A 21,565-nucleotide genomic window follows, 5' to 3' on the forward strand; every position below is an offset into this window, starting at 1 on the left:
CGACAATACGGCCTGTCGGGCACTTCAGTTGGTCCGGCACCAGCGCTTGGCTGGGGTGTGCGCAAACCGCTTGCAACCACCAACTTCCTGAATCCATCTGCCCCAGACTGACCGGGCGCCGCTGCCACACAGGCAACGGCAACCGGAGTGGCCGATGCCCCCAGCGCCCTGGACGGGCGCCTCATCACAACATGACCTTTGACGATCTGAACCTGGCCCCGGCCATCGTGCAAGCAGTGCGCGAACACGGATACGAAACACCCACCCCCATCCAGGTCGAGGCCATTCCGGCCGTCCTGGCCGGACGCGACCTCCTCGGAGGCGCCCAGACCGGGACCGGCAAGACCGCCGCCTTCACGCTGCCCATGCTGCAGCGCCTCTCCAGCACCGAACGCGCCAAGAGCCGCTTTGGCGGTGTCGGCATCCGCGCACTGGTTCTCACACCCACCCGCGAACTCGCGGCCCAGGTCGAAGAATCGGTGCGGGTTTACGGCAAGCACCTCTCGCTGACCTCCACGGTGGTCTTCGGCGGCGTCGGCATGAACCCGCAGATCAACGCCATGAAGCGCGGCGTCGACATTCTGGTGGCCACGCCCGGCCGCCTGCTCGACCTGCAGCAACAAGGTTTCCTGGACCTCTCCACCGTGCAGATGCTGGTGCTCGACGAGGCCGACCGCATGCTGGACATGGGCTTCATTCACGATGTGAAGAAGATCCTGGCGCTGGTGCCCCGTGACAAGCAGAGCCTGCTGTTCTCGGCCACCTTCAGCGATGAAATTCGCGACCTCGCGAGCGCCCTGCTCAAGGATCCGCTGCACATTCAGGTGACCCCGCGCAACACCACGGTGCAGCGCATCACGCAGGTCATCCACCCCGTGGGCCGCGGCAAGAAAAAAGCGCTGCTGGCGCACATCATCAACCAGCACAACTGGAGCCAGGTTCTGGTGTTCACGCGCACGAAGTTTGGCGCCAACAATGTCGCCGAATACCTCACCAAGAACGGCATCCACGCCATGGCGCTGCACGGCAACAAGAGCCAGGGTGCCCGCACCCAGGCGCTGGCCGGCTTCAAGAGCGGCGACATTCGCGCGCTGGTGGCCACCGACATCGCGGCGCGAGGCATCGACATCGACGAGCTGCCGCACGTGGTGAACTACGAGATCCCGAACGTCTGCGAAGACTACGTGCACCGCATCGGCCGCACTGGCCGTGCCGGCAACAGCGGTGAAGCCATCAACCTCGTGAGCCTGGACGAAGAAGGTTTCATGATGGACATCGAGCGCTTCACCAAGCAGCAGATTCCGGTGCAGATGTTCCCCGAATTCATGCCCGAACCCGGCGAGCGGGCCGAGCCCATCGCCATGGGTCGCCAGACCATCTGGGGTGGCGCCGGCAAGCCGCCGAGCCGCGAGGTGATGGCTGCTGCCGCCAAGGCCGCTCGCACAGAAATGCTGCAGCGCGTGCGCGAAAAGAAGGCCGGTGAGCCTGGCCAGGGCCAGGGCCAGGGTCGTGGCAACGGTGGTGGTCAACAGCGCCAGCGCCCGGCCGGTGACGGTGCCCAGGCCGATGGCCCGCGCGGCGAAGGCCGCCGTGGCAACGGTGGTGGCAATGGCGGTGGCCAGCAGCGCAACGGCGGCAACCGCAATGGCCCGCAAGGTCAGCGCCCGCCGCGTCAGCACGCCGACCGTGCCGACCGGCCGCCGCGCGACGACCGGGGTCCACGTGAAGATCGAGGACCGCGCGAAGACCGCGAACCGGGTGCCGAGCGCCAGCCCGGACCCAATGCCCACCTGGGCAGCCTGCGCATCAAGGAGCCGCGTCCCCGCGCCGCCAATCCGGGCGGCCAGCCCGATCCGCTGCGCACCAGCATCGACGCCATGCGCACCGGCAACCGGGGTGGCAAGGGCAGAAGCGGTGGTGGTGGCGGTGGCGGCGGTGGTCAGCGCGGCAACGCCGGTGGCCCGGCCGACCCGCTTCGCACGAACTACGGTCGAATCCGCTGAACTACAGTGAGGTCATGCAAACTGACCTCACGCCTCCCCCATCCAGCGCCCCGCTGGCCCCTCCAGGCCACGGGGCGTTGCCACGATGGGCCACGCTCATGGTGGCCACCTGCAACGTGCTGAACCTGGCGCAACCCGGCCGCCATTTCTACAACGGACAGGACCCCTACACCGAGAACGAATTCGACCGCAAGGTGGACTGGCTGGGCAACCGGTTCAAGGCGCTCAATGCGGACGTGATCGCGGTGCAGGAGGTGTGGGACGAGCTCGCCCTTCGCGCGGCCGTGACGCGCAGTGGTCTGCAGTACGGCCTCGTTTCGGTGCCGGGTGCAGAAAACGGGCCGGGCCAGCATGGCGCGCAGGGCACGCCACGCGTGGGCATCGTCACCCGGCTCAAGGTCGAATCCATTCAATCCATCGTCGACTTCCCGGCCGCCGCCGTGGTGCAGGTGCCCGGACTGGGGCTGCACACGCGTTTCGAGCGCCCGCCCCTGATCGCCCAACTGCGTCTCAAGCATGGGCAGCCGCTGTGCGTGATCACGGCCCATCTCAAGAGCAAGCGACCCAAGTTCCTGGAAGATGCCAGCGGCAAGATCAATGAAGACACCACCGACCCGGCCGTGCAGGCCCTGGCTTCGCTGAGATCGTTGATCATGCGAGCCAGTGAAGCGCTGGCGTTGCGGCTGAAGGTGGTGGAGTTGCTGCACCAGACGCGCATGCCGCTGGTGCTGATGGGCGACCTCAACGATAGCCCGCACAGCGTGACCACGCAGCTCATCGCCGCGACCTCGCAGGTGGCCTACGACAAGGGCGCCAACGACCACGCGCTGTTCAGCGCGTGGGACGTGCAGGGCGAGGCCGCGTTGCGCCGCGACGTGGCCTACTCCCACATTCACCAAGGCTATCCCGAAGTGCTGGACCAGGTGCTGGTGAGTGAGGAATTCGTGGCCACGAGCCGCCGCACCATCGGCGACGTGCGGCGCGTGGAGGTGTTCAACGACCACCTGTTCGAGGGCCGGGACCGCAGCCGCAGCGACCACGGTTTCGTGCGGGCGCTGCTGCGCATCCGCCTGCCCGAAGCCGCCGTGACTTCAGTGGTCTGACGCGACCTGCTGCGCTTCGCCTTCGCGAATGCGCGAAGCCAGGTGCGCCAGCGCCTCTTCCACCTGGTCGACCAGAATCAGGCACAGGTCGCCAGGGCGAAGGCGCTCCAGTGCCGTGTCGATGGCCACAAACTCGCCACGAATCTCGAGCACCTCACGGGTGCGGCTCGCGCCCTTGAGGCCCTGGCGCAACAGGCTGAGCACCTCGCCATCTTCGCGGCCGCGCTGGCAGGCGTCCTGGAACAGCAGCACGTCGTCGAACGCGGTGCCCAGAATCGCGGTCTGCTCGCGGATGTCTTCGTCGCGCCGGTCGCCCGCGCCGCTGATGACCACGCTGCGCCGGTTCGCGGGCATGGCCTTGACGGCCTCGACCAGCGCCCGCATCGCGTCCGGGTTGTGGCCGTAGTCGGCGATCACGGTGGCGCCACGGTAGTCCATCACATTGAAGCGGCCAGGTGCGTTGTCGGCATCGTTGGAGAACGTGGCCAGCCCACGCGCGATCGTGTCCCAGTCCAGCCCCGCGCACCAGGCCGCACCGATGGCGGCCATGACGTTGTCCTTCTGGAAACCGATGGTGCCGCCGCGGGTGATGGGCACACCCTGCAAGGGAATCTGCACCCGCCAGCTCCCTTCCGTAACAAGGATGCGGTCACCCTCGACGCAGATGGTGCGCCGGCCCTGCACGCGGTGCGCGGCCAGCACCGGATCGTCGTGGTCCTGCGCAAAGAAGACCACGCCGCCTGTGCACTTGGCGGCCATGGCGGCGACGATCGGATCGGCCGCGTTGAGCACGGCGTAACCCGTGGGTGCCACGTTCATCACGATCACGCGCTTGAGCACCGCGAGGTCTTCTACAGTGGTGATGTAGTTCAAGCCCAGGTGGTCGCCGGAACCCACGTTGGTCACCACCGCCACGCTGCACTGGTCAAAACCCAGGCCCTCGCGCAGCATGCCGCCGCGTGCGGTTTCGAGCACGGCGGCGTCCACATCGGGGTGCATCAGCACGTTTCGCGCGCTCTTCGGGCCGGAACAATCACCGCTGTCGATCTGTCGGCCATCCACATACACACCATCGGTGTTGGTCATGCCCACGCGCAAGCCGCTGGTGGCCATGAGGTGCGCAATGAGGCGGGTGGTGGTGGTCTTGCCGTTGGTGCCGGTGACGGCAATCAGCGGGATGCGGCCGTCATCACCGGGTTCAAACATGTGCGACACCACCGCTTCACCGACCGGGCGGCCTTTGCCATACGAAGGCGAGAGGTGCATGCGCAGGCCGGGCGCGGCGTTCACTTCCACCACACCACCGCTCTGTTTTTCCAGCGGCACGTGCACGCTTTCGCAGACCACATCGACACCGCAGATGTCCAGCCCCACGGTCTGCGCGGCGGCCACCGAGCGGGCGGCCACGTCCGGATGCAGATCGTCGGTCACGTCGGTGGCCGTGCCACCGGTGCTCAGGTTGGCGTTGTTGCGCAGCACCACGCGCCGGCCCATTTCAGGCACCGACTCGGGCGTGAGGCCCTGCACGCCCAGCCGCGCGCGCGCAATGTCGTCGAAACGGATCTTCGTGAGCGAGGTCGCATGCCCTTCGCCGCGTCGAGGATCGGCATTGACGATGTCGACCAGTTCGCTCACGGTGTGCTCACCGTCGCCAATGACATGCGGCGGATCGCGGCGCGACGCAGCCACCACGCGGTCGCCCACCACCAGCATGCGGAAATCGCTGCCCGGCAGGTACTTCTCGACCATCACCTCGCCAAACTCGGCGGCGGCCCGGAAGGCCACCTCCAGGTGCTCGCGAGAGACGATGTTCACGGTGACACCCTTGCCCTGGTTGCCGTCCTGCGGCTTGACGACCACGGGCAGACCGATCTCCTGCGCGACCGACCACGCGTCGGCCACATCGGACACCGGGCGACCGTCGGGCACCGGAACCCCCGCGGCGGCGAGCAGCTTCTTGGTGAGGTCCTTGTCCTGAGCAATCGACTCGGACACCGCGCTGGTGCTGTCGACCTCGGCGGCCCAGATGCGGCGCTGCCGCGATCCCCAGCCGAGTTGCACCAGACTGCCCGAGGTGAGTCGACGGTACGGAATGTTGCGGGCCACGGCGGCGTCCACGATGCAGCCGGTGCTCGGGCCCAGGCGCACGTCTTCATCCAGCGCGCGCAGGCGGGCAATGGCGGCTTCCACATCAAAGCCCTGCGGCTCGCCGGCACGCACGGCATCGAGCAGTTCGCGCGCGAGGTCGAAAGCCAGCCGACCCACCACTTCCTCGCTGTACTGCGCCACCACCTGGAACACGCCGGGCTCCAGCGTGGCCGCGACGCGGCGGAAGGTCACGGGGCAGCCGGCCTGGGCCTGCAGGGCCAGCGCCACATCGGCCAGCACATGCGCCAGCGAGAGGTGGTCTTGCGGGTTGCTCGGCTGCAGCGGCCCCACGGCGGGGAAGAGTTCGCGCAGCCGCCGCTCAAAACCGGGCAGCGCTTCGAGATTCAGCTCCCCCACTTCGCAGGCGACGATGGCCTCGATGCAGGTGTGGCGGCTCCAGAGGTTGGGGCCACGCAGGGTCCGGATACGGGAAACGTCCATGAAAGCGGAGGGGTGGTTTGTAAGGGGTTGGGTGCTTCAGGACACCGAGGCGGGGACGGTCACATCGGCCGGTTCGGGGGCCACGGCCGCGCCAAAGCCGCAGGTCTCCATGCCGGCAGCGATCAGCTCGGGCGAAACCGACAGCGCCCAGGCGGCAGCGGCCACGGCCAGCAGCGTGTGCAGGCCCAATGTTTCGGCAAGGCGATGAACCACCGGTGCATCGAGCTTCACGCGATGGGACTTGCGCGTGCCTTCGTGCAGCACCAGCGCGCCTTCCGACACCGAAACCGTGCGCAAGCCGAGTGCGCGGTGCTTTTCCAGCAACGAACTGGCGCCATCCAGGCCGTAAAAAATCACATCGCCATCGCACAGGCTGGCCATCTGCGCCACGCGTGCGTCGTCGGCATTGAGCACGGCAACCCCATCGGACAGCACCACGTCAACCTGCGTGCGCAGCACACGGTAGAGCTGATCGATATCGTGCACATCGAAACGCTCCAGGCCCTGCACATCGTCAAGGTCGGTCACCACGCCGACGGCGCAACGGTCGTACGCCAGGCCATCTTCCAGAATGGCTGCGGCGCTGTTCTCGAGCACGACAGCGTCCACTTCGCGGTTCATCAGCAGGCGCTGGCCGGCGTCCCAGTGGGCACTGGGTCGGGCATCGACCTTGCGGGTGCCGAGGAACAGGCCGTCGCGGCACGCCAGGCCCACCTGGTGCCCGCTCAGGTGCAGCAGCCAGGCCACGAGCCGGGCGATGGCGCCGCCATGCCGGGAGCCCGCCACGCCCACGATGGGCACGCGGCCGTTGCCACCATCGTCGAACAGATGGTCGACGATGGCGCGGCCCACCGGGCGCGACATGCCGGTGGCGGGCTTGAGGTGCATCAGCAGACCCGGGCCGGCATTCACTTCCACCACCGCGCCCCCCTGCTCCTGCAAGGGACGCGCGATGTCCTGCGCGACCACGTCGACACCCGCCACGTCCAGCCCCACCACGCGGGCAGCCAGCGAGACGGCGTACGCGACTTCGGGGTGAACCTCGTCGGTGCAGTCGATCGCCACGTTGCCGTTGCGCTGCACCAGCACGCGGCGGCCGGCCGCCGGAACCGCTTCACCCGACAGGCCCTGACGCTCCAGCAGCAGCCGCATCACCGGCTCACGCTCCAGGCGAATGGTCTCCAGCGGAAATTCTTCGGCCTCGCCACGCCGCGGGTCGTTGTTGAGCTGGCTGTCAATGAGCTGGGCCACGGTGGAACGACCGTCGCCCACCACCGACAGACTCTCCCCGCGCGCGGCCGCGACCACGCGACCACCCACGACCAGCAGACGGTGCTCGTCGCCGCGCACGTAGCGCTCCACCATGACTTCACTGCCCTCCGCATCGGCCACGGAAAAGGCCTTTTCGATATCACCGCGATCAGATAGGTCCAGGCTCACACCGCGGCCATGGTTGGCGTCCGACGGCTTGACGACCACCGGCAGGCCTATGTCCTGTGCGGCTTCCCAGGCGGCCGCCGGACTTTCAACCACCTGGCCTTCAGGCACCGGCACGCCGCAGGAGGCGAGCAAGCTTTTGGTGAGGTCCTTGTCGTGAGCAATGTTGCCGGCGATGGCACTGGTGCGATCGGTCTCTGCCGTCCAGATGCGGCGCTGGCGTTTCCCGTGGCCAAGCTGCACGAGGTTGCCATCGTTCAGGCGCAGGTGCGGAATGCCACGATCGGTGGCGGCGGCCACGATGGCGGCGGTGCTGGGCCCCAGGTAGCTGCGGTCGATCTGCTCCACGATGCGAGCCACGGCGCCCGGCACGTCAAAGCGGGTCGATCCTTCAGGCTGGATGGCGGCCAGCAGCAGGGTGTGCGCTTCGGCCAGCGCCGTGCGCGCCACCGCTTCGTCTCGCGCGCGGAACACCATGCGGTAGACGCCACGGCGGGTGGTTTCACGCGTCTGACCAAAACCGGTGGGCATACCCGCCAGATTGAGCAGTTCAATGACCACGTGTTCCAGGATGTGGCCCGCCCAGGTGCCTTCGCGCAGGCGCTCGATGAATCCGCCTCGCTCGCCCACGCCGCAGTGGTGCTCTTCGAGCGCGGGCAGCCAGGCGAGCAGGCGATCGGTGAGGCCGGGAAGTTTGTTGGACGGCAGATCTTCGAGGTCGCCAAGGTCGAGCCAGACCTCGAGCACCGAGCGGTACGTCCAGATGTTGGGCCCGCGCAGGTAGTTGATGCGCAGCAGCGTGATGTCGTATCGAGAGCTCATGTCTCCAGCGGGACTTGTGTTTCTGGCAACCGGATGTGCACCGGCCTGGGTTCAGGGAAGTTCGATGCTTCAGCGATTCCGAACCCGACATCGGTGAAAATGCCATGTTCCCGAGTGGGAGCATGCCCTAACTCGCGGTCTACGCCACGCAGCCATCTTCACCATGCCTTCACAAAATCCAGCTGAATCCTCAGCTCGAGGAGCCGATCCTGCGCGAAACGCCCAGTGGCCCGCGTCGACCCGGCTGGGGGGCGATGATAGCGCCGTCGCCAGTTTGGCGCTGGACTTGGACGACCATTTACATTTCCGCACGCGCACGCTGTTGTTAAGCCGCCAAAGCCTGACGCTGGAAAACCAGACCTGGGCACTTACCCCGGACATGGAACTTCGCCTCAGCGACCACGCTGGCGTGGGTGTGCTGGAGTTGATGGATCACCAGCGCCGCCTCGCGGTCTGGCGCTTCACGCTGGCCGCGCAGCCGGGCGCGGCGCGCCTGGTGGAGCATTTCCAGCGCCTGATCGCCCAGCGCTTCCACGCCAGTGGCGCCGCGCTGGATGAGCCCGCCCGCACCTGCCCGCAATGCCAGGCCAATCTGCCGCCGGACAGCGACGAATGTCCCGACTGCGCGCAGGAAGCCCCACAGGCCCCGCCCTCGACATGGGTATTGCTGCGCCTTTGGCGGTTTGCGCGCCCCTACCGCTGGACGCTGTTCTCCGGGTTTGCGCTGACGCTGGCGTCCACCGCGGCCACGCTGGTGCCGCCCTACCTCACCATCCCGCTCATGGACCGGGTGCTGATTCCGTTCCAGAACGGGCAGGACATCGATACCGACCTGGTGCTCCTGCTGCTGGCCGGTCTGCTCGGCTCGGCCCTGCTGGCCTGGGGCCTGGGCTGGGCGCGCACCTGGCTGCTGGCGGTGGTGTCGGAGCGCATCAGCTCCGATTTGCGCACCACCACGTTCGACCACCTGCTGGAGCTCTCGCTGGACTACTTCGGCAGCAAACGCACCGGCGACCTGATGGCGCGCATCGGCAGCGAGACCGACCGCATCAGCGTGTTTCTGTCGCTGCACGCGCTCGACTTCATCACCGACGTGCTGATGATCAGCATGACAGCAGTGATCCTGTTCTCCATCAACCCCTGGCTGGCGCTCGTCACGCTGCTGCCGCTGCCCTTCATCGGCTGGATGATCCACCTCGTGCGCGATCGCCTGCGCACGGGTTTCGAGAAGATCGACCGCGTGTGGGGTGAGGTCACCAACGTGCTGGCCGACACCATTCCCGGCATCCGTGTGGTCAAGGCGTTCGCGCAGGAAGCCCGTGAGGCGCGCCGCTTCAAACGCGCCAACGAGCACAACCTGGCTGTGAACGACCGCATCAACAAGACCTGGTCGCTGTTCACGCCCACCGTCACGCTGCTGACCGAAATCGGCCTGCTGGTGGTGTGGGCCTTCGGCATCTGGCTGGTCAGCCAGAGCCAGATCACGGTGGGTGTGCTCACCGCCTTCATCGCCTACATCGGGCGCTTCTACGGCCGGCTCGATTCGATGAGCCGCATCGTCTCGGTGACGCAGAAGGCGGCTTCGGGCGCGAAGCGCATTTTCGACATCCTCGACCACGTGTCCAACGTGCCCGAGCCCACGCAGCCGGTGCCGCTTCCCTCGGTGCAGGGCGGGCTGGAGATGGAAGACGTGAGCTTTCGCTATGGCAGCCGCACGGTGATCCGCCGCCTGAGCCTGCAGATTCATCCCGGCGAAATGATCGGGCTGGTGGGCCACAGTGGCTCGGGCAAGAGCACGCTGGTGAACCTGCTCTGCCGCTTCTACGACGTGAGCGAAGGCGCCATCCGCATCGATGGCGTCGACATTCGCCGCGTGGCCGTGGCCGATTTCCGGCGCCACATCGGCCTGGTGCTGCAGGAGCCGTTTCTGTTCTTCGGCACCATCGCCGAAAACATTGCCTACGGCAAACCAGGCGCCACGCGCACAGACATCGTTGCCGCCGCGCGCGCGGCGCACGCGCACGAGTTCATCCTGCGGCTGCCGCAGGGCTACGACTCGCTGGTGGGCGAGCGCGGCCAGGGCCTCTCGGGCGGTGAGCGCCAGCGCATCAGCATCGCGCGCGCCTTGCTCATCGACCCCCGCATCCTGATCCTGGACGAAGCCACGTCATCGGTCGACACCGAAACCGAAAAGGAAATTCAGAAGGCGCTGGACAACCTGGTGCAGGGCCGCACCACCATTGCCATTGCGCACCGCCTGTCCACACTGCGCAAGGCCGACCGCCTGGTGGTGATGGACCGTGGCGCAGTGGTGGAAATCGGGCCGCACGATGAGCTCATGGCCTTGAAGGGCCACTACTGGCGCCTTTACGAGGCGCAGGCCCGCAAGGAACAGGAGGCTGCTGCCCTGCTTGACGAAGACACGCCGGAGGAAAGCCGATGAGCGCGAACAACCCCCAGCCGCCATGGCGGGTGCAGCGCAACACCTTCGGCCGCCTCGTGCTCACCGACGCCAGCGGCCAGGACCACCTGGGCGTAGTGCCGGTGCGCGCCTTCCCCATCGGAGCGCCCGACGAGGGCATGTCCCTGCTGGGCAGCGACGGGCATGAACTGGTGTGGGTGGAGCGCCTCTCTGCGCTGCCGGCCGAGTTGCGCAGCCTGCTCGAAGAGGAACTGACGCAGCGCGAATTCACCCCGGTGATCCAGCGCATCGAGTCGGTATCGACCTTTTCCACGCCCAGCACCTGGCAGGTGACCACCGACCGTGGCCCGACGCGCTTTGTGCTGCGCAGCGAAGACGACATCCGCCGCCTCGAAGGCCAGGCCTTGCTGATCCAGGCCAGCCACGGCGTCAGCTTCGCGGTGCGCGACCGGCTCGCGCTCGACGCGCATTCACGCCGCCTTCTCGACCGGTTTCTCTGACCGGCAGGCTTCAAGCCCGCACGAACAGCGTCACCAGTGGCTCGGCTCCCACCTGCCGGCTGCGGTGGCCGTGCAAGGCCGGGTTGAAGGTTTCTCCTTCGGGCAGCGTGTCGGCCGAATAGAAATGCTGGCCAGCGCCGAACGCGCGCCAGCTGCCATCCTGCAGGCCGATCTCCATGCAGCCTTGCAGCACGAACAGCCACTGCGGCGCGGGGGTGCAATGGAATTCGCTGCGAAAGCCCACCGGGCTCTCGCGCAACTGGCACGCGGAGGCGGGCAGCAAGGCCGAAAGCCTGGCGGCGGGCGTGCCCCCGTCCAGTGCGATCGCGTCCTCCCGGAACCGGGCTCGCCCATCGGCGTCGGTGTACAGAACCACTTGCAGAAACGTGCTCAAGGTCGATCTCCGGAAAAACGGTCAGGTGTTGTACCAGAGAAGCCGGCGGTCTTTTCGCTCACACTAGCGCCCCATGAAGGTACTGCTTGCTGAAGACGACACGATGCTGGGCGTCAGCATGGACCGCGGACTGCGCATGGCGGGATTTTCCGTGTCGTGGGTGCGGGATGGCCTGCAGGCGCAGGCTGCGCTGCAGAGTCAGGCCTACGATCTGTTGCTGCTCGACATCGGCCTGCCCGGGCAGGACGGGCTGCAGCTGCTGCACTGGCTGCGCGCGGAACACCTGTCGGTCCCCGTGCTGGTGGTGTCGGCCCGCGACGCGGTGGGTGATCGGGTGGCCGGCCTGAACCTGGGCGCCGACGACTACCTCACCAAACCGTTCGACCTCGACGAACTGGTGGCACGCATGCACGCCCTGGGGCGGCGCGTCAATGGCCGCGCGGCATCCGAGCTGCAGCTGGGGCGGCTGATCATGCGGCCGGCGCGGCGCGAAGCCCTGCTCGACAACCACTCGGTGAGCCTGTCCACGCGCGAATACGACCTGCTGCTCGCTCTGATGGAGCGGCCCGGCAACGTGCTTTCCCGGGAACAGCTGGAGATCCGGCTCTACGGCAGCCAGGATGAACTGGCCAGCAACGCCGTCGAGGTGCACGTGCACCACCTGCGCCGCAAGCTCGGCAGCGCGTGGATCAAGAACGTGCGCGGGGTGGGCTACAAGCTGGTCGAGGTGGCATGAACTCGATCCGCCAGCGATTGCTGTTCTGGCAGATCACCGCGCTGGTCATCACCTGCGTCCTCGTCAGCGCCCTGACCTACCAGCTGGCCTGGCAGGCGTTCAACCGGGAGCGCGATCTGGCCATGGAGCAGATTGCCCACTCGGTGGTGCGCCATGGCGTGCGGCCCGGCTCCTGGGCCACGAATCCGCCCGCTGCATCCAACACCGCCAACGACCTGGGCGGCTTCATCAGCCAGATCTGGTCTCCCACGGGAGAGATTCTTTACAGCTCGGTGGACGGCACCGGCCCACCTTTGCAAGAGGCCGGCTTCCACGAAGTGGCCTGGTCGGGCGAATCCTGGCATGTCTTCACCCTGGTCGATCGGGAGCAACGGATTCAGGTGGCCAAAACCTCGAGCGACCGAGCCAGCAGTTTTGCCGCGCTGGTGCCCTGGCTGCTGGTGCCAACTGGTTTGCTGGTGCTGGTGTTGAGCGCGTTGATCCACGCGGCAGTGAGCCGTGCGCTTGCGCCGCTGGACACGTTGGGGCGCGACATCCGCCGGCGCGACGAACAGGATCTGCAGCCCGTGCCGACGCAGGATCTTCCGAAAGAGCTGGCGCCCCTGGCCAGAGCGCTGAACCAGTTGCTGGAGCGGCTGGGTGGTCTGCTGGCGCGCCAGCGCCAGGTGCTGGCCGACGCCGCGCACGAGCTCAACACGCCGCTCGCTGCGGTGAAGCTGCAGGCTCAGCTGGCGCGCCGTTCAGACGATGTGCACCGCGAAGCCGCGCTGGACGAACTCGACAAAGGCATTGAACGCAGCACGCACCTGGTGGCGCAACTGCTGCAGATGGCCCGGCTCGAACCCGATGTGCACCAACGCCACGCCACGCCGTTTCGCTGCGACCAGCTGGCCGCCGAGGTGGTGGGTGCGTTCTCCGCACGGGCCGACGCACGCGACGTCGATCTGGGTCTGGAGGCGAGCGACGCGGCCACCGTGTGCATGGACCCGGAAGACTTCCGCGTGCTGCTGAACAACCTGGTGGACAACGCGCTGCGCCACACCCCCGTGGGCAGCCGGGTCGACATTCGCGTGCGGCAGGCCGGCGAACGTGTCACGCTCACCGTGAACGACAACGGCCCAGGCATTGCCCAGGCCGAGAGAGAGCGCGCGATGCACCGGTTTGTCCGTCTCAATCCGCAAGACAGCACCGGCAGTGGTCTCGGGCTCGCGATCGTCACGCAGATCGCCGAGCACAACGGGGGGGCCATCGAGCTGTCGGACAGCCCGGGCGGCGGGCTGTCGGTGTCGGTGCACCTGCCGGTGCACCGAACACCTCGCGTCGATCAGTTCACCGGGTAGTCGTTGCCGATGGGGTGCAGGCTGCCGTTGCGCAGGGCTTCGCGCACTTCCGCGCGGACTTCCTCGCGGGTCTTGCGCTGGGCGACATAGCGCTGGGGCGCCAGTTCGCGGGCGGTAGCGCCGGTCTGGCCGTCGGCAATCAGGGTGCCGTTGTCGCGGGCTTCTTCCAGCTCGCCCTGCACTTGCGAGCGGCTCTTGGACACCACCGCAGGCTGTGCGTATTGCTGCGGATAGAGCTGGTTGAAGCGCAGGCCGGATTCGCCATTGGCGATCAGGTCGCCGTTGCGCTGGGCCTGGGCCAGCTCGGCACGGACTTGCTCGCGGGTTTTGCCCACGGTGGGTTCGGCGGCCAGCGCGTGGCCGGCAACGAGGGTAGAGAGCGCGATGGCCACAACGGAGAGACGGGTGTTTTTCATGACATTTTTCCTTGGGTAGGTTGAACATGCCGGACGGTCACTGGTGGTGACCTGCCTGGCTTCGATGCCACTGAACCGGGTGGGTCTGCATCGATGGGTGAACTTTAAAGTTTCTGATTCCGAAGAAAAACAACCCTATTGCCATTGCTATGTTTCTGTTTCAGCAACAATGGGCCGATTCGAAACCACCCGAGATGCCCCATGGACCGCCTTTCTTCGATGCGCGCCTTTCAGAAAGTGATCGACGAGGGTGGCTTCGCGGCCGCGGCCCGCGCGCTGGACATGTCGCCCGCGGTGGTGACGCGCCTGGTGGCCGACCTGGAGGAGCACCTGGGCACGCGGCTGCTGCATCGCACCACGCGGCGCGTCTCGCTCACCGAGGCAGGCGACGCCTACCTGGATCGCGTGCGCCTGATCCTGCTGGAGCTGGACGAGGCCCATGCACTTGTGAGCTCGCACACCAGCGAACTGGCCGGGGTGCTGCACCTGCTGGCGCCGCCCGTGCTGGCCACGCACGTGCTCGCGCCACTGGTGAGCGGCTTCCGGCAGGCCTACCCCAAGATCCTGCTCGACATCGATGTCGAGTCGCACCGCGAGCCGCCGATCGAGGATTACGACATCACGCTCATGGGCGCGAGCGACAGCTTTGACGCCAACGTGATCGCCCGCAAGGTGATTTCCACTGAAGCCATTCTGCTGGCTTCACCCAGCTACCTGAAACGCAAGGGCACGCCACAGACGCCGGAGGACCTGAGCCAGCACGACTGCCTGCGCCTGAAACCCACCACCGGGCGCAGCCGCAACTGGCGCCTGCTGCACGCGCTGGAGCTGGACCGCCACGTGGACATCGACGTGCAGCCCGTGCTGTGGGCCAACCACAACGACACCCTCATGCACGCGGCGCTCGATGGCGCGGGCATCACCTCGACCACGGTGGAGCTGGCGGCGCCCCTGCTGCAGAACGGCGACCTGGTTCGTGTGCTCAACCCCTGGATCACCGGCCGCCTCACCATGTACGCGGCCCTGCCCAGCCGCAAGTTCATGCCTCGGCGCACCCAGGTGTTTCTCGACTACCTCACCGAGCAGACGCGGATTCGGGTGGGCAGCGCGCTGGCCACCTGCGAGAGCTGCTGAAAGGGGCCTCACAGGCCGTTACAACTTCGCGAGGTGCGGTCCACCCCGTCGGGCACTCTGGTTCGTTTCAACCGGTTCCATCCTCTTTATCTGGAGCCTTCATGAAACCCCTGCCTGCCGCCCGCGCCACCCTCTCTTTGCTCGTTGCACTGGCCTCACTGGCCGCCCTGCCTGTCCACGCCGTGGGCAGCCAGGCCGAAGTGCAGGTCATCGACCGCGACAGCGGCGAGACGCTCACCGTCTACCGCCACCGGGGCGAACACTGGGTGGCGGGCCGGCCCGGTGCGCGCTACGCGGTCTCGGTGCGCAACGCCACACCCGGCCGCGTGCTCAGTGTGGTGTCGGTCGACGGCATCAACGTGGTTTCGGGCGAGACCGCCACCTGGCAGCAGACCGGCTACGTGCTCTCGCCCTGGCAGCAGCACGCCATCAACGGCTGGCGCAAGAGCGACAGCGAGGTGGCCGCGTTTCACTTCACCGCCTCCACCGATTCCTACGCCGAGCGCACCGGCCGGCCGGCGCATGTGGGCGTGATCGGCGTGGCTGTATTTCGCGAGAAGCCCTTGCCTCCACCACCCCCCCCCATCGCGCCCTCACCGGTGCAGCGCGAGCAGAGCGCGGCGCAGGAGAGCCGGTCGTCCGCGCCCGCCAGCGCCGCCGACATGGCGGCCCGCCCGCGCCTGGGCACCGGCCATGGTGAGCGCGAGACCTCGGTGGTCGGCCACACCACGTTCGAGCGTCGCAGCCAGCGCCCCGATGAACTCATTCGCATCCGCTACGACAGCCGGGAGAACCTGGTGGCGATGGGTGTCATTCCAACGCAGGCCATGCCGCCGAGGCCGAATCCCTTCCCGGGAAGCGTGTCGCCTGGCTACACGCCGGACCCGAACTGAAAGGACCCGGCAACCATAATCGCGGGAATGACTGAGCCCGCCGACGAAGCGCTGATGCTGGCCTATGCTGGCGGCGACGCGCGTGCGTTTGAAACGCTGTACGACCGCCACGCCCTGCCGGTGTGGCGCTTCGTGCAGCGCAGCGTGCGCGACAGCGCTTTGGCCGACGACCTGGTGCAGGACGTGTGGTTTTCCTTGCTGCGCCACGCACCGCAATACGCACCGCGCGCGAAGTTCAGAACCTGGCTCTTCACACTGGCACACCACCGCGTGGTGGACCACTGGCGCACACAAAAGCACCACACCAGCCTGGACGCCGAAACGGAGGAAGGCGCCGCGCTCGCCGACACGCTGGCGGCGGATTCGGGCTTTGGCCCGGTGCGGCAACTGCAATCGCGCGAACAGGCGCAGGCCCTGCTCGACGCGTTGGCCGAGCTGCCTCCGCTTCAGCGCGAGGCCTTTCTGCTGCAGGCCGAAGGCGGCATGAGCGTGGCCGAGATCGCCGAAACCACCGGTGTGACCCACGAGACGGCCAAAAGCCGCCTGCGCTACGCGCGCGAGCGCCTGCGCCAATTGCTGGAGACCCTGTGATGACACCCAAAGATCCCTTGCTCGAACGCTACCGCGAGGCCAACGCGCTGGATCCAGCAAGACCCGCGGACAGCGTGCGCGACAACGTGCTGGCGCGCGCGCGCGCCACCGCGACTTCATTGCCCGGCGAGGCCCGTCCACCGGTGGCCAACGACGCTTTCTGGCGCTGGCGTGCGCTGGGTGGACTGGCGGTGCTGGGCCTGGCCACGCTGGTGGTGCTGCAGTTCGATCGCGGCACACCGGAAGAACGCGAAGCGGTGCTGGCCCCGGCCGCGCCCGCCGCCACGGCTCCTTCTGCTGCGCCCCAACAGGCAGCGCCACCAGTGACCGCGAAACCCGCTGCACCGCCCGCCCCTGCACAGCCTCCGCCACCACCACCGCCACCGCGCATGCGGGCCGCCGAACCCGCCACGCCCACACCCCCACAGGCGCCCGCTCCTGCTCCATCCGTTCCGGCCACCGCCCCGCAGGCCCAGGAGCGCAGCGCCGACGCCCTGCCCGAGCGTGCGCCGGCGGCCACCTCACAGGCCCGATCGGAATCCCGAGCGGCGCTGGCGCGCGAGATCGACGTGAACGCGGCCGACGCGCAAGGTCGCACCGCGCTCATGCGCGCTGCGCTGCAAGGCGACGCGGCGCAGGTGCGGCGGCTGCTCGACGCTGGCGCCGACCCATTGCGCCGCGATCGCGAGGGCCGCAGTGCCGCCGATCTGGCGCGCGAGGCGGGCCACCTCGCGCTGCTGCCCCTGCTGGAAGCCGCCACCGCGCCGCCGCGCTGAAGCTGCCGCTACCATGCGGCAGATGAACACCGCTACCCCCTCCCCCGTGCACTTCGGCCACCAGGGCCGCGTGGTCCTCGTCACCGGCGGCGCGCAAGGCATTGGGGAAGCCTGCGTGCGCCGCTTCGCCCGTGAGGGCGCGAAGGTGGTGCTGGTCGACCTGGCCGATGCGCGCGGAGAGGCGCTGGCCGCCGAGATGGGCGCGCTCTACCTGCACGGCGACGTGGGCCACAAACCCGATGTGGACGCCGCCGTGGCGCGCACCCTTCAAACGCACGGCCGCATCGACGTGCTGGTGAACAACGCCGGCATCTTCAAGGCGGCGGATTTTCTCGACATCACCGAGGCCGACTTCGACGCCGTGCTGCGCGTGAACCTCAAGGGAGCTTTCCTCATGGGCCAGGCGGTGGCGCGCGCCATGGTGGACACGGGCGGCGGCAGCATCGTCAACATGAGCTCGGTCAATGGCGTGCTCGCCATCCCCAGCATCGCCAGCTACAACGTGAGCAAGGGCGGCATCAACCAGCTCACGCGCGTGATGGCACTGGCGCTGGCCGACCGGGGCGTGCGCGTCAACGCGGTGGCACCGGGCACCATTGCCACCGAACTCGCTGCCAGGGCCGTGCTCACCAGCGAGGACGCCAAGAACCGCATCCTCAGCCGCACGCCCATGAAGCGCCTGGGCGAGCCGGGTGAGATCGCCGACGTGGTGGCCTGGCTCGCCAGCGATGCCGCCAGCTACGTGACCGGCGAGATCGTCACGGTCGATGGCGGGCGCATGACGCTGAACTACACCGTGCCGGTCTGAGCCGGCAGCCTTACACCTGCTTACCTTGCACGCGGGAATACGCAGCACCTTCGCTGCGTTGTCGGATCAGGCTCGGGTGACCGTCTCACCGACGTGCACCGGGATGTTCCCAACCAACCTGCAAAGAGGATGCTGATGAAACAACAACTGGGTGTGATCGTGACGGCGGTGGCCGGTCTTGTTGGTGGTGGCGCGGCTCAGGCCCAGAGCCTGGGGTCGGCGCGCGCGCTCACCGAAGCGGCGCAAGACGTGCTGAAAAGCGTGTCCCCGCTCAAATTCAGCGCGGGCAACAGCAGCTCGAACAGCAGTTCCAACTCGTCGGGAAATTCATCCTCGAATTCTTCCTCCAATTCCTCGTCGAACTCGTCCAGCAATTCCTCCAGCAACTCGTCCTCGAACTCCTCGAACAACTCTTCAAACAATTCTTCGAGCAATTCGTCGTCGAACTCTTCCAACAACAGCAGCTCGAATTCATCGAGCAACCGCAACTCGAACAGCAGCGCCAACGGTGGGCGCGCGGATTCTGCGGTGCATGGGTTCTTCCGCGGATGGGAAAACGGTGTGAACCGCGCTGCGCGAGCCGTCGGCGTGGCACCTAGCCAGCCCAGGAGCCGTTCGTCCAACAGCAACAGCAGCAACAACAGCTCGTCCAACTCCAGTTCCAACAGCAGCAGCAACAGCAGCCGCTGAGCCGCGCTATCCTGCGGCAACCGCATGAAAGCCCCCACCGCATGACTGGCGAGCCCGAACCGAAGATTGAATTCCTCTGCGCCCCGGAAGACCTGGGTGTGATCGCTGCCCCGGTGCCGGCGCGCGAGGCGCTGCCCGATTGGTTCAAGCGGCTGGCGCCGGTGGACAAACAGCGCCTGTCCACCACCGACAACGCGCTCACGGTCAAACGCTGCATGCCGTTCCTCGATGCGCTCATGACCGGCTGGATCCTGCCGCTGGCGGCCACGGTGCGCATCGAGATCACCGACAACGGCCAGACCGTGAACACCGGCTGGGATTTTGATCGCGCCATGGTGAGCAACCACCACCCCTACCAGGTGGCCGGCCACCCCATGCAGCCGCGCCCGCCGTGCAAGTTTCACAACCACTGGACCATCCGCACGCCCAAGGGCTGGAGCTGCCTGTTCATTCCCCCGATGAACCAGCCCAACGGGGTGGTCGAGATCGCCGCTGGCGTGGTCGACACCGACGAATACACCTCGCTGATCCATTTCCCGTTTTTCGCCATCGCGGCCGATGGCCTCTATTCGCTGGAGAAAGGCACGCCGCTGGTGCAGGTGATTCCGTTTCGCCGCGCCGACCTGCAACTGCCCGGCGAGGTGCGCGCTGAGACCGAAGCCGAAGCGCTGGAGCGCGTCCGCATTCAGCGTGCCACGGGTGCTGGCGACGGCTGGTACCGACAGGAAGCACGCGAGAAGCGTTGAGCACACTGCGCATGGCCACGCTGTCGCTTCGCTTGCTCCTTGCGTCGCTCACCCTGGCAGCGGGTGGATGCGCGCAACTGCCTGCCGGTGGTCTGCAGGAGGCGCTGGATTCCCTCACCCCAACGCCAGGCGTGCAGGCGGTGGCCATCGAACTGCCGCCGGCCCCGCGTCCCACGGTGCGGGTGGGCGATACCTATGTGTATGGCGCGTCGTCGGTGCGGCGCGTGGCGGCGGTCACGCCCACCGCGCTGACCTGGTCCACCACCGACGGCGAGCGTTTTCGATCCAGCCGCGATTTCTTCGCACCCCTGCTCGAACAGACGCGAGCCCAGCAGCGCCACCGCAGCACGCTCGACGGCCAGCCTGGTGCGCTGTGGCCGCTGAGTGTGGGCAAGCAGGTGAGCTTCGAGGAAACGCGGGTGACGTGGTTGCCCACCGTGGACCGCGAGATCACCGCCCGGCTGCGCTGGGACTGCGAGGTGCAGGACGCGCGCCTGAGCTCGGTGCCCGCGGGCGACTTTGAAACCTTTCATGTGGTGTGCAAGGCGTACCGGCCCGGCCTCTTTCTGCCGTTGCAGACAGTGACCTGGGACTACGCGCCGTCCCTCGGGCACTACGTGCGACGCACCTGGTTTGAAGGCGGGCGTGCACGCCAGGCCACGCTGGCAGCGGCCCTGCCCGCCGCGCTGGCCACCCCACCGCGCATTGCTGCCGCTCTGCAGCGGCTGGCGCAGTCGGCCGCGCCCTGAAGCCTCAACCGCAGCGCAGCGGCACGCGGGGCATGCCCCATCCAAACACCGCGTCGCGCCCGGGTGCACCGAGGTCGGCCACTGGCACGGTGCCGCCGGCGAGCCAGTCGGCGCGAGTGAGCCGGCCCTCTTGCAGCGATTGCGACAGCTTCGCCACCAGAAAAGGCACGGCGTAAGACGTGCCGCTGCGGGGACGCACGGCGCCCGCTGCATCGGCGGTGGGCAAGTCCACGCCGGGCAGCGCGAAGTCCACCGTATCCCCTTGCTGGGCGCGCCAGTAGATGCGGCGATCGGACGACACCGCCGTTGCGCCGATCACGCCCGCGAGCGCAGCGGGGTGCGCGGGTTCGGCGTTGCGCCCGCCGTTGCCCACCGCCGCCACCACCACCACGCCGCGCGCCTGGGCGCGAGCAATGGCGCCAGCCAGCACCAGATTGGGCGGACCGGTCAGGCTCATGCCGATCACTTGCACGCGTTCGGCCACCAGCCAGTCGAGGCTGCGCACCAGGCCTAGGGCATCGGCGGCGACATCGCCCGAAGGCCGCCGGAAGAAGGGCACCGCCGCCAGCAACCGTGCGCGCGGCACCAGACCCGGTAGCCCCCCGCCGGGCTGCCCCACCAGCAAGGTCGCCACGGCAGTGCCGTGTCCGGCATCGGAGGGCTCGCGCCCGGCTTCGATGAAGCGCCGCGTGCGAAGGTCCGCGCCGCGCAAGGCGGGCAAGTCGGTCGCCACCTCGGCGTCCACCATGCCGATGACCTGCTCGCGCCCACAGCGCGCCGCATCGGCCGGCCAGTCCAGGCCTGCCATGGCCGCGCAGCTCGGTCCCTCGCAAGCCTTTGAAGTCTCTTGTGCGGGTTGCGCCAGCCGGTACTGGTGGTGAAGATCAAACACGCCAGGATCTCGTTCGCTTGCGATGTCGCGAGCGGTGCGTGCGTCAAGGCCCGGCGGCAGTTTGAGCCGCACCACACGCAAGCCCAGGCTGGTCTGCTCGCTGCTCTGCACCACACGGGCTCCCCACTGCCGGACGCGCTGCAGGGCAGCCGGGCTCGGGTTGAGCGCAATCAGTTCGTCCACCACGAATTGCCCCGCCAGCACCGGCAACGCGGGCTCGCGCGGTCCGGGGTCGAGCTCCTGACCGCCGGCGTCGACGCCACCCCCGTCGGCACTTGCTCCGCCACTGGAGCCGCCACCATCGCCGTCGTCCCCATCGTCACCATCATCCCCGTCGTCACCGCCATCCGCCTGCGCCCAAGCCACGCCAGGCCCGTGCTCCGCCCAGGGCCAGGCACCCGGCGCGAAAGCGTGCAGGGCCAGCAGCAGGATCAGCGCGCGGCGCCAGGAGTTTCGACAGACAGACAAGGGGTCAAGGCAGTTGGTGCAACATCGGCATAGCGTACAACGCACCCCGGCTCCCG

Annotated in this window: 19 protein-coding genes; 13 read left to right on the forward strand and 6 right to left on the reverse strand. The window is 67.7% G+C overall.

The window, feature by feature from the left end:
- Positions 1-191 precede the first annotated feature (191 nt).
- The gene (locus tag CAP37_RS12920; protein ID WP_086124534.1) at positions 192-2,003 is read left to right on the forward strand and encodes a DEAD/DEAH box helicase; all 1,812 of its coding nucleotides are present in this window, start codon (positions 192-194) and stop codon (positions 2,001-2,003) included.
- Between the two features lie 98 nt (positions 2,004-2,101).
- Positions 2,102-3,106 (forward strand): endonuclease/exonuclease/phosphatase family protein, encoded by a 1,005-nt coding sequence (locus CAP37_RS12925; protein WP_256927008.1) that lies wholly within the window; start codon positions 2,102-2,104, stop codon positions 3,104-3,106.
- Here the strand turns inward: CAP37_RS12925 and cphA (CAP37_RS12930) are convergent.
- Together cphA (CAP37_RS12930) and cphA (CAP37_RS12935) are read right to left on the reverse strand one after the other, a co-directional pair.
- The gene (cphA, locus tag CAP37_RS12930; RefSeq protein WP_086124536.1) at positions 3,095-5,695 is read right to left on the reverse strand and encodes a cyanophycin synthetase; all 2,601 of its coding nucleotides are present in this window, start codon (positions 5,693-5,695) and stop codon (positions 3,095-3,097) included. The genes CAP37_RS12925 and cphA (CAP37_RS12930) overlap by 12 nt on opposite strands.
- A gap of 36 nt (positions 5,696-5,731) precedes the next feature.
- On the reverse strand, positions 5,732-7,954 hold the full coding sequence (cphA, locus tag CAP37_RS12935; protein WP_086124537.1) for a cyanophycin synthetase: 2,223 nt from the start codon (positions 7,952-7,954) through the stop codon (positions 5,732-5,734).
- A 163-nt stretch (positions 7,955-8,117) separates the two neighbouring features.
- Here cphA (CAP37_RS12935) and CAP37_RS12940 point away from each other — a divergent pair, with 163 nt between their 5' ends.
- On the forward strand, positions 8,118-10,397 hold the full coding sequence (locus CAP37_RS12940; protein WP_143435938.1) for an ABC transporter transmembrane domain-containing protein: 2,280 nt from the start codon (positions 8,118-8,120) through the stop codon (positions 10,395-10,397).
- A complete protein-coding gene (locus CAP37_RS12945; protein ID WP_086124538.1) occupies positions 10,394-10,876 on the forward strand; it encodes a DUF1854 domain-containing protein in 483 nt (160 codons plus the stop codon). The genes CAP37_RS12940 and CAP37_RS12945 overlap by 4 nt, the downstream gene beginning before the upstream one ends.
- 10 nt (positions 10,877-10,886) lie before the next feature.
- Here the strand turns inward: CAP37_RS12945 and CAP37_RS12950 are convergent, their stop codons facing one another.
- Positions 10,887-11,270: a hypothetical protein gene (locus tag CAP37_RS12950; protein ID WP_086124539.1), complete on the reverse strand. Its 384-nt coding sequence runs from the start codon at positions 11,268-11,270 to the stop codon at positions 10,887-10,889.
- A 73-nt stretch (positions 11,271-11,343) separates the two neighbouring features.
- Here CAP37_RS12950 and CAP37_RS12955 point away from each other — a divergent pair, with 73 nt between their 5' ends.
- Together CAP37_RS12955 and CAP37_RS12960 are read left to right on the forward strand one after the other, a co-directional pair.
- Positions 11,344-12,006, forward strand: a complete 663-nt coding sequence (locus CAP37_RS12955) for a response regulator transcription factor (RefSeq protein WP_086124540.1) — start codon at positions 11,344-11,346, stop codon at positions 12,004-12,006.
- Positions 12,003-13,346, forward strand: coding sequence for an ATP-binding protein (locus tag CAP37_RS12960; RefSeq protein WP_086124541.1), 1,344 nt, complete (start codon positions 12,003-12,005; stop codon positions 13,344-13,346). Before CAP37_RS12955 ends, CAP37_RS12960 begins: the two co-directional genes overlap by 4 nt.
- Here the strand turns inward: CAP37_RS12960 and CAP37_RS12965 are convergent.
- On the reverse strand, positions 13,331-13,762 hold the full coding sequence (locus CAP37_RS12965; RefSeq protein ID WP_086124542.1) for a DUF4148 domain-containing protein: 432 nt from the start codon (positions 13,760-13,762) through the stop codon (positions 13,331-13,333). The two genes, CAP37_RS12960 and CAP37_RS12965, sit on opposite strands and share 16 nt — an antisense overlap.
- A 201-nt stretch (positions 13,763-13,963) precedes the next feature.
- Between CAP37_RS12965 and CAP37_RS12970 the strand changes: the two genes are divergently transcribed.
- From CAP37_RS12970 to CAP37_RS12990, 5 genes are all read left to right on the forward strand, one after another.
- On the forward strand, positions 13,964-14,896 hold the full coding sequence (locus tag CAP37_RS12970) for a LysR family transcriptional regulator (RefSeq protein ID WP_086124543.1): 933 nt from the start codon (positions 13,964-13,966) through the stop codon (positions 14,894-14,896).
- Between the two features lie 101 nt (positions 14,897-14,997).
- Complete coding sequence (locus CAP37_RS12975) at positions 14,998-15,789, forward strand: hypothetical protein (protein ID WP_086124544.1); 792 nt, start codon at positions 14,998-15,000, stop codon at positions 15,787-15,789.
- A gap of 27 nt (positions 15,790-15,816) precedes the next feature.
- Complete coding sequence (locus CAP37_RS12980) at positions 15,817-16,380, forward strand: RNA polymerase sigma factor (protein WP_086124545.1); 564 nt, start codon at positions 15,817-15,819, stop codon at positions 16,378-16,380.
- The gene (locus tag CAP37_RS12985; protein ID WP_086124546.1) at positions 16,380-17,156 is read left to right on the forward strand and encodes an ankyrin repeat domain-containing protein; all 777 of its coding nucleotides are present in this window, start codon (positions 16,380-16,382) and stop codon (positions 17,154-17,156) included. Before CAP37_RS12980 ends, CAP37_RS12985 begins: the two co-directional genes overlap by 1 nt.
- Before the next feature lie 22 nt (positions 17,157-17,178).
- A complete protein-coding gene (locus tag CAP37_RS12990; protein WP_086124987.1) occupies positions 17,179-17,964 on the forward strand; it encodes an SDR family NAD(P)-dependent oxidoreductase in 786 nt (261 codons plus the stop codon).
- A 197-nt stretch (positions 17,965-18,161) separates the two neighbouring features.
- Here the strand turns inward: CAP37_RS12990 and CAP37_RS21730 are convergent, their stop codons facing one another.
- The gene (locus CAP37_RS21730; protein ID WP_179190204.1) at positions 18,162-18,680 is read right to left on the reverse strand and encodes a hypothetical protein; all 519 of its coding nucleotides are present in this window, start codon (positions 18,678-18,680) and stop codon (positions 18,162-18,164) included.
- A 15-nt stretch (positions 18,681-18,695) separates the two neighbouring features.
- Between CAP37_RS21730 and CAP37_RS13000 the strand changes: the two genes are divergently transcribed.
- Complete coding sequence (locus CAP37_RS13000; RefSeq protein ID WP_086124547.1) at positions 18,696-19,400, forward strand: DUF6065 family protein; 705 nt, start codon at positions 18,696-18,698, stop codon at positions 19,398-19,400.
- Positions 19,397-20,149: a hypothetical protein gene (locus CAP37_RS13005; protein WP_143435939.1), complete on the forward strand. Its 753-nt coding sequence runs from the start codon at positions 19,397-19,399 to the stop codon at positions 20,147-20,149. Before CAP37_RS13000 ends, CAP37_RS13005 begins: the two co-directional genes overlap by 4 nt.
- A gap of 4 nt (positions 20,150-20,153) precedes the next feature.
- Here the strand turns inward: CAP37_RS13005 and CAP37_RS13010 are convergent, their stop codons facing one another.
- Positions 20,154-21,509, reverse strand: a complete 1,356-nt coding sequence (locus CAP37_RS13010; protein ID WP_086124549.1) for a S8 family serine peptidase — start codon at positions 21,507-21,509, stop codon at positions 20,154-20,156.
- Positions 21,510-21,565: the final 56 nt, after the last annotated feature.

The sequence above is a fragment of the Hydrogenophaga sp. IBVHS1 genome (assembly GCF_002127265.1).
Lineage (GTDB): Bacteria > Pseudomonadota > Gammaproteobacteria > Burkholderiales > Burkholderiaceae_C > Hydrogenophaga.

Coding starts and splice junctions, on each gene's coding strand:
- CAP37_RS12920 (WP_086124534.1), top strand. CDS start 192: ATGACCTTTGACGATCTGAACCTGGCCCCGGCCATCGTGCAAGCAGTG.
- CAP37_RS12925 (WP_256927008.1), top strand. CDS start 2,102: ATGGTGGCCACCTGCAACGTGCTGAACCTGGCGCAACCCGGCCGCCAT.
- cphA (WP_086124536.1), bottom strand. CDS start 5,695: ATGGACGTTTCCCGTATCCGGACCCTGCGTGGCCCCAACCTCTGGAGC.
- cphA (WP_086124537.1), bottom strand. CDS start 7,954: ATGAGCTCTCGATACGACATCACGCTGCTGCGCATCAACTACCTGCGC.
- CAP37_RS12940 (WP_143435938.1), top strand. CDS start 8,118: ATGCCTTCACAAAATCCAGCTGAATCCTCAGCTCGAGGAGCCGATCCT.
- CAP37_RS12945 (WP_086124538.1), top strand. CDS start 10,394: ATGAGCGCGAACAACCCCCAGCCGCCATGGCGGGTGCAGCGCAACACC.
- CAP37_RS12955 (WP_086124540.1), top strand. CDS start 11,344: ATGAAGGTACTGCTTGCTGAAGACGACACGATGCTGGGCGTCAGCATG.
- CAP37_RS12960 (WP_086124541.1), top strand. CDS start 12,003: ATGAACTCGATCCGCCAGCGATTGCTGTTCTGGCAGATCACCGCGCTG.
- CAP37_RS12965 (WP_086124542.1), bottom strand. CDS start 13,762: ATGAAAAACACCCGTCTCTCCGTTGTGGCCATCGCGCTCTCTACCCTC.
- CAP37_RS12970 (WP_086124543.1), top strand. CDS start 13,964: ATGGACCGCCTTTCTTCGATGCGCGCCTTTCAGAAAGTGATCGACGAG.
- CAP37_RS12975 (WP_086124544.1), top strand. CDS start 14,998: ATGAAACCCCTGCCTGCCGCCCGCGCCACCCTCTCTTTGCTCGTTGCA.
- CAP37_RS12980 (WP_086124545.1), top strand. CDS start 15,817: ATGACTGAGCCCGCCGACGAAGCGCTGATGCTGGCCTATGCTGGCGGC.
- CAP37_RS12985 (WP_086124546.1), top strand. CDS start 16,380: ATGACACCCAAAGATCCCTTGCTCGAACGCTACCGCGAGGCCAACGCG.
- CAP37_RS12990 (WP_086124987.1), top strand. CDS start 17,179: ATGAACACCGCTACCCCCTCCCCCGTGCACTTCGGCCACCAGGGCCGC.
- CAP37_RS21730 (WP_179190204.1), bottom strand. CDS start 18,680: ATGCGGTTGCCGCAGGATAGCGCGGCTCAGCGGCTGCTGTTGCTGCTG.
- CAP37_RS13000 (WP_086124547.1), top strand. CDS start 18,696: ATGACTGGCGAGCCCGAACCGAAGATTGAATTCCTCTGCGCCCCGGAA.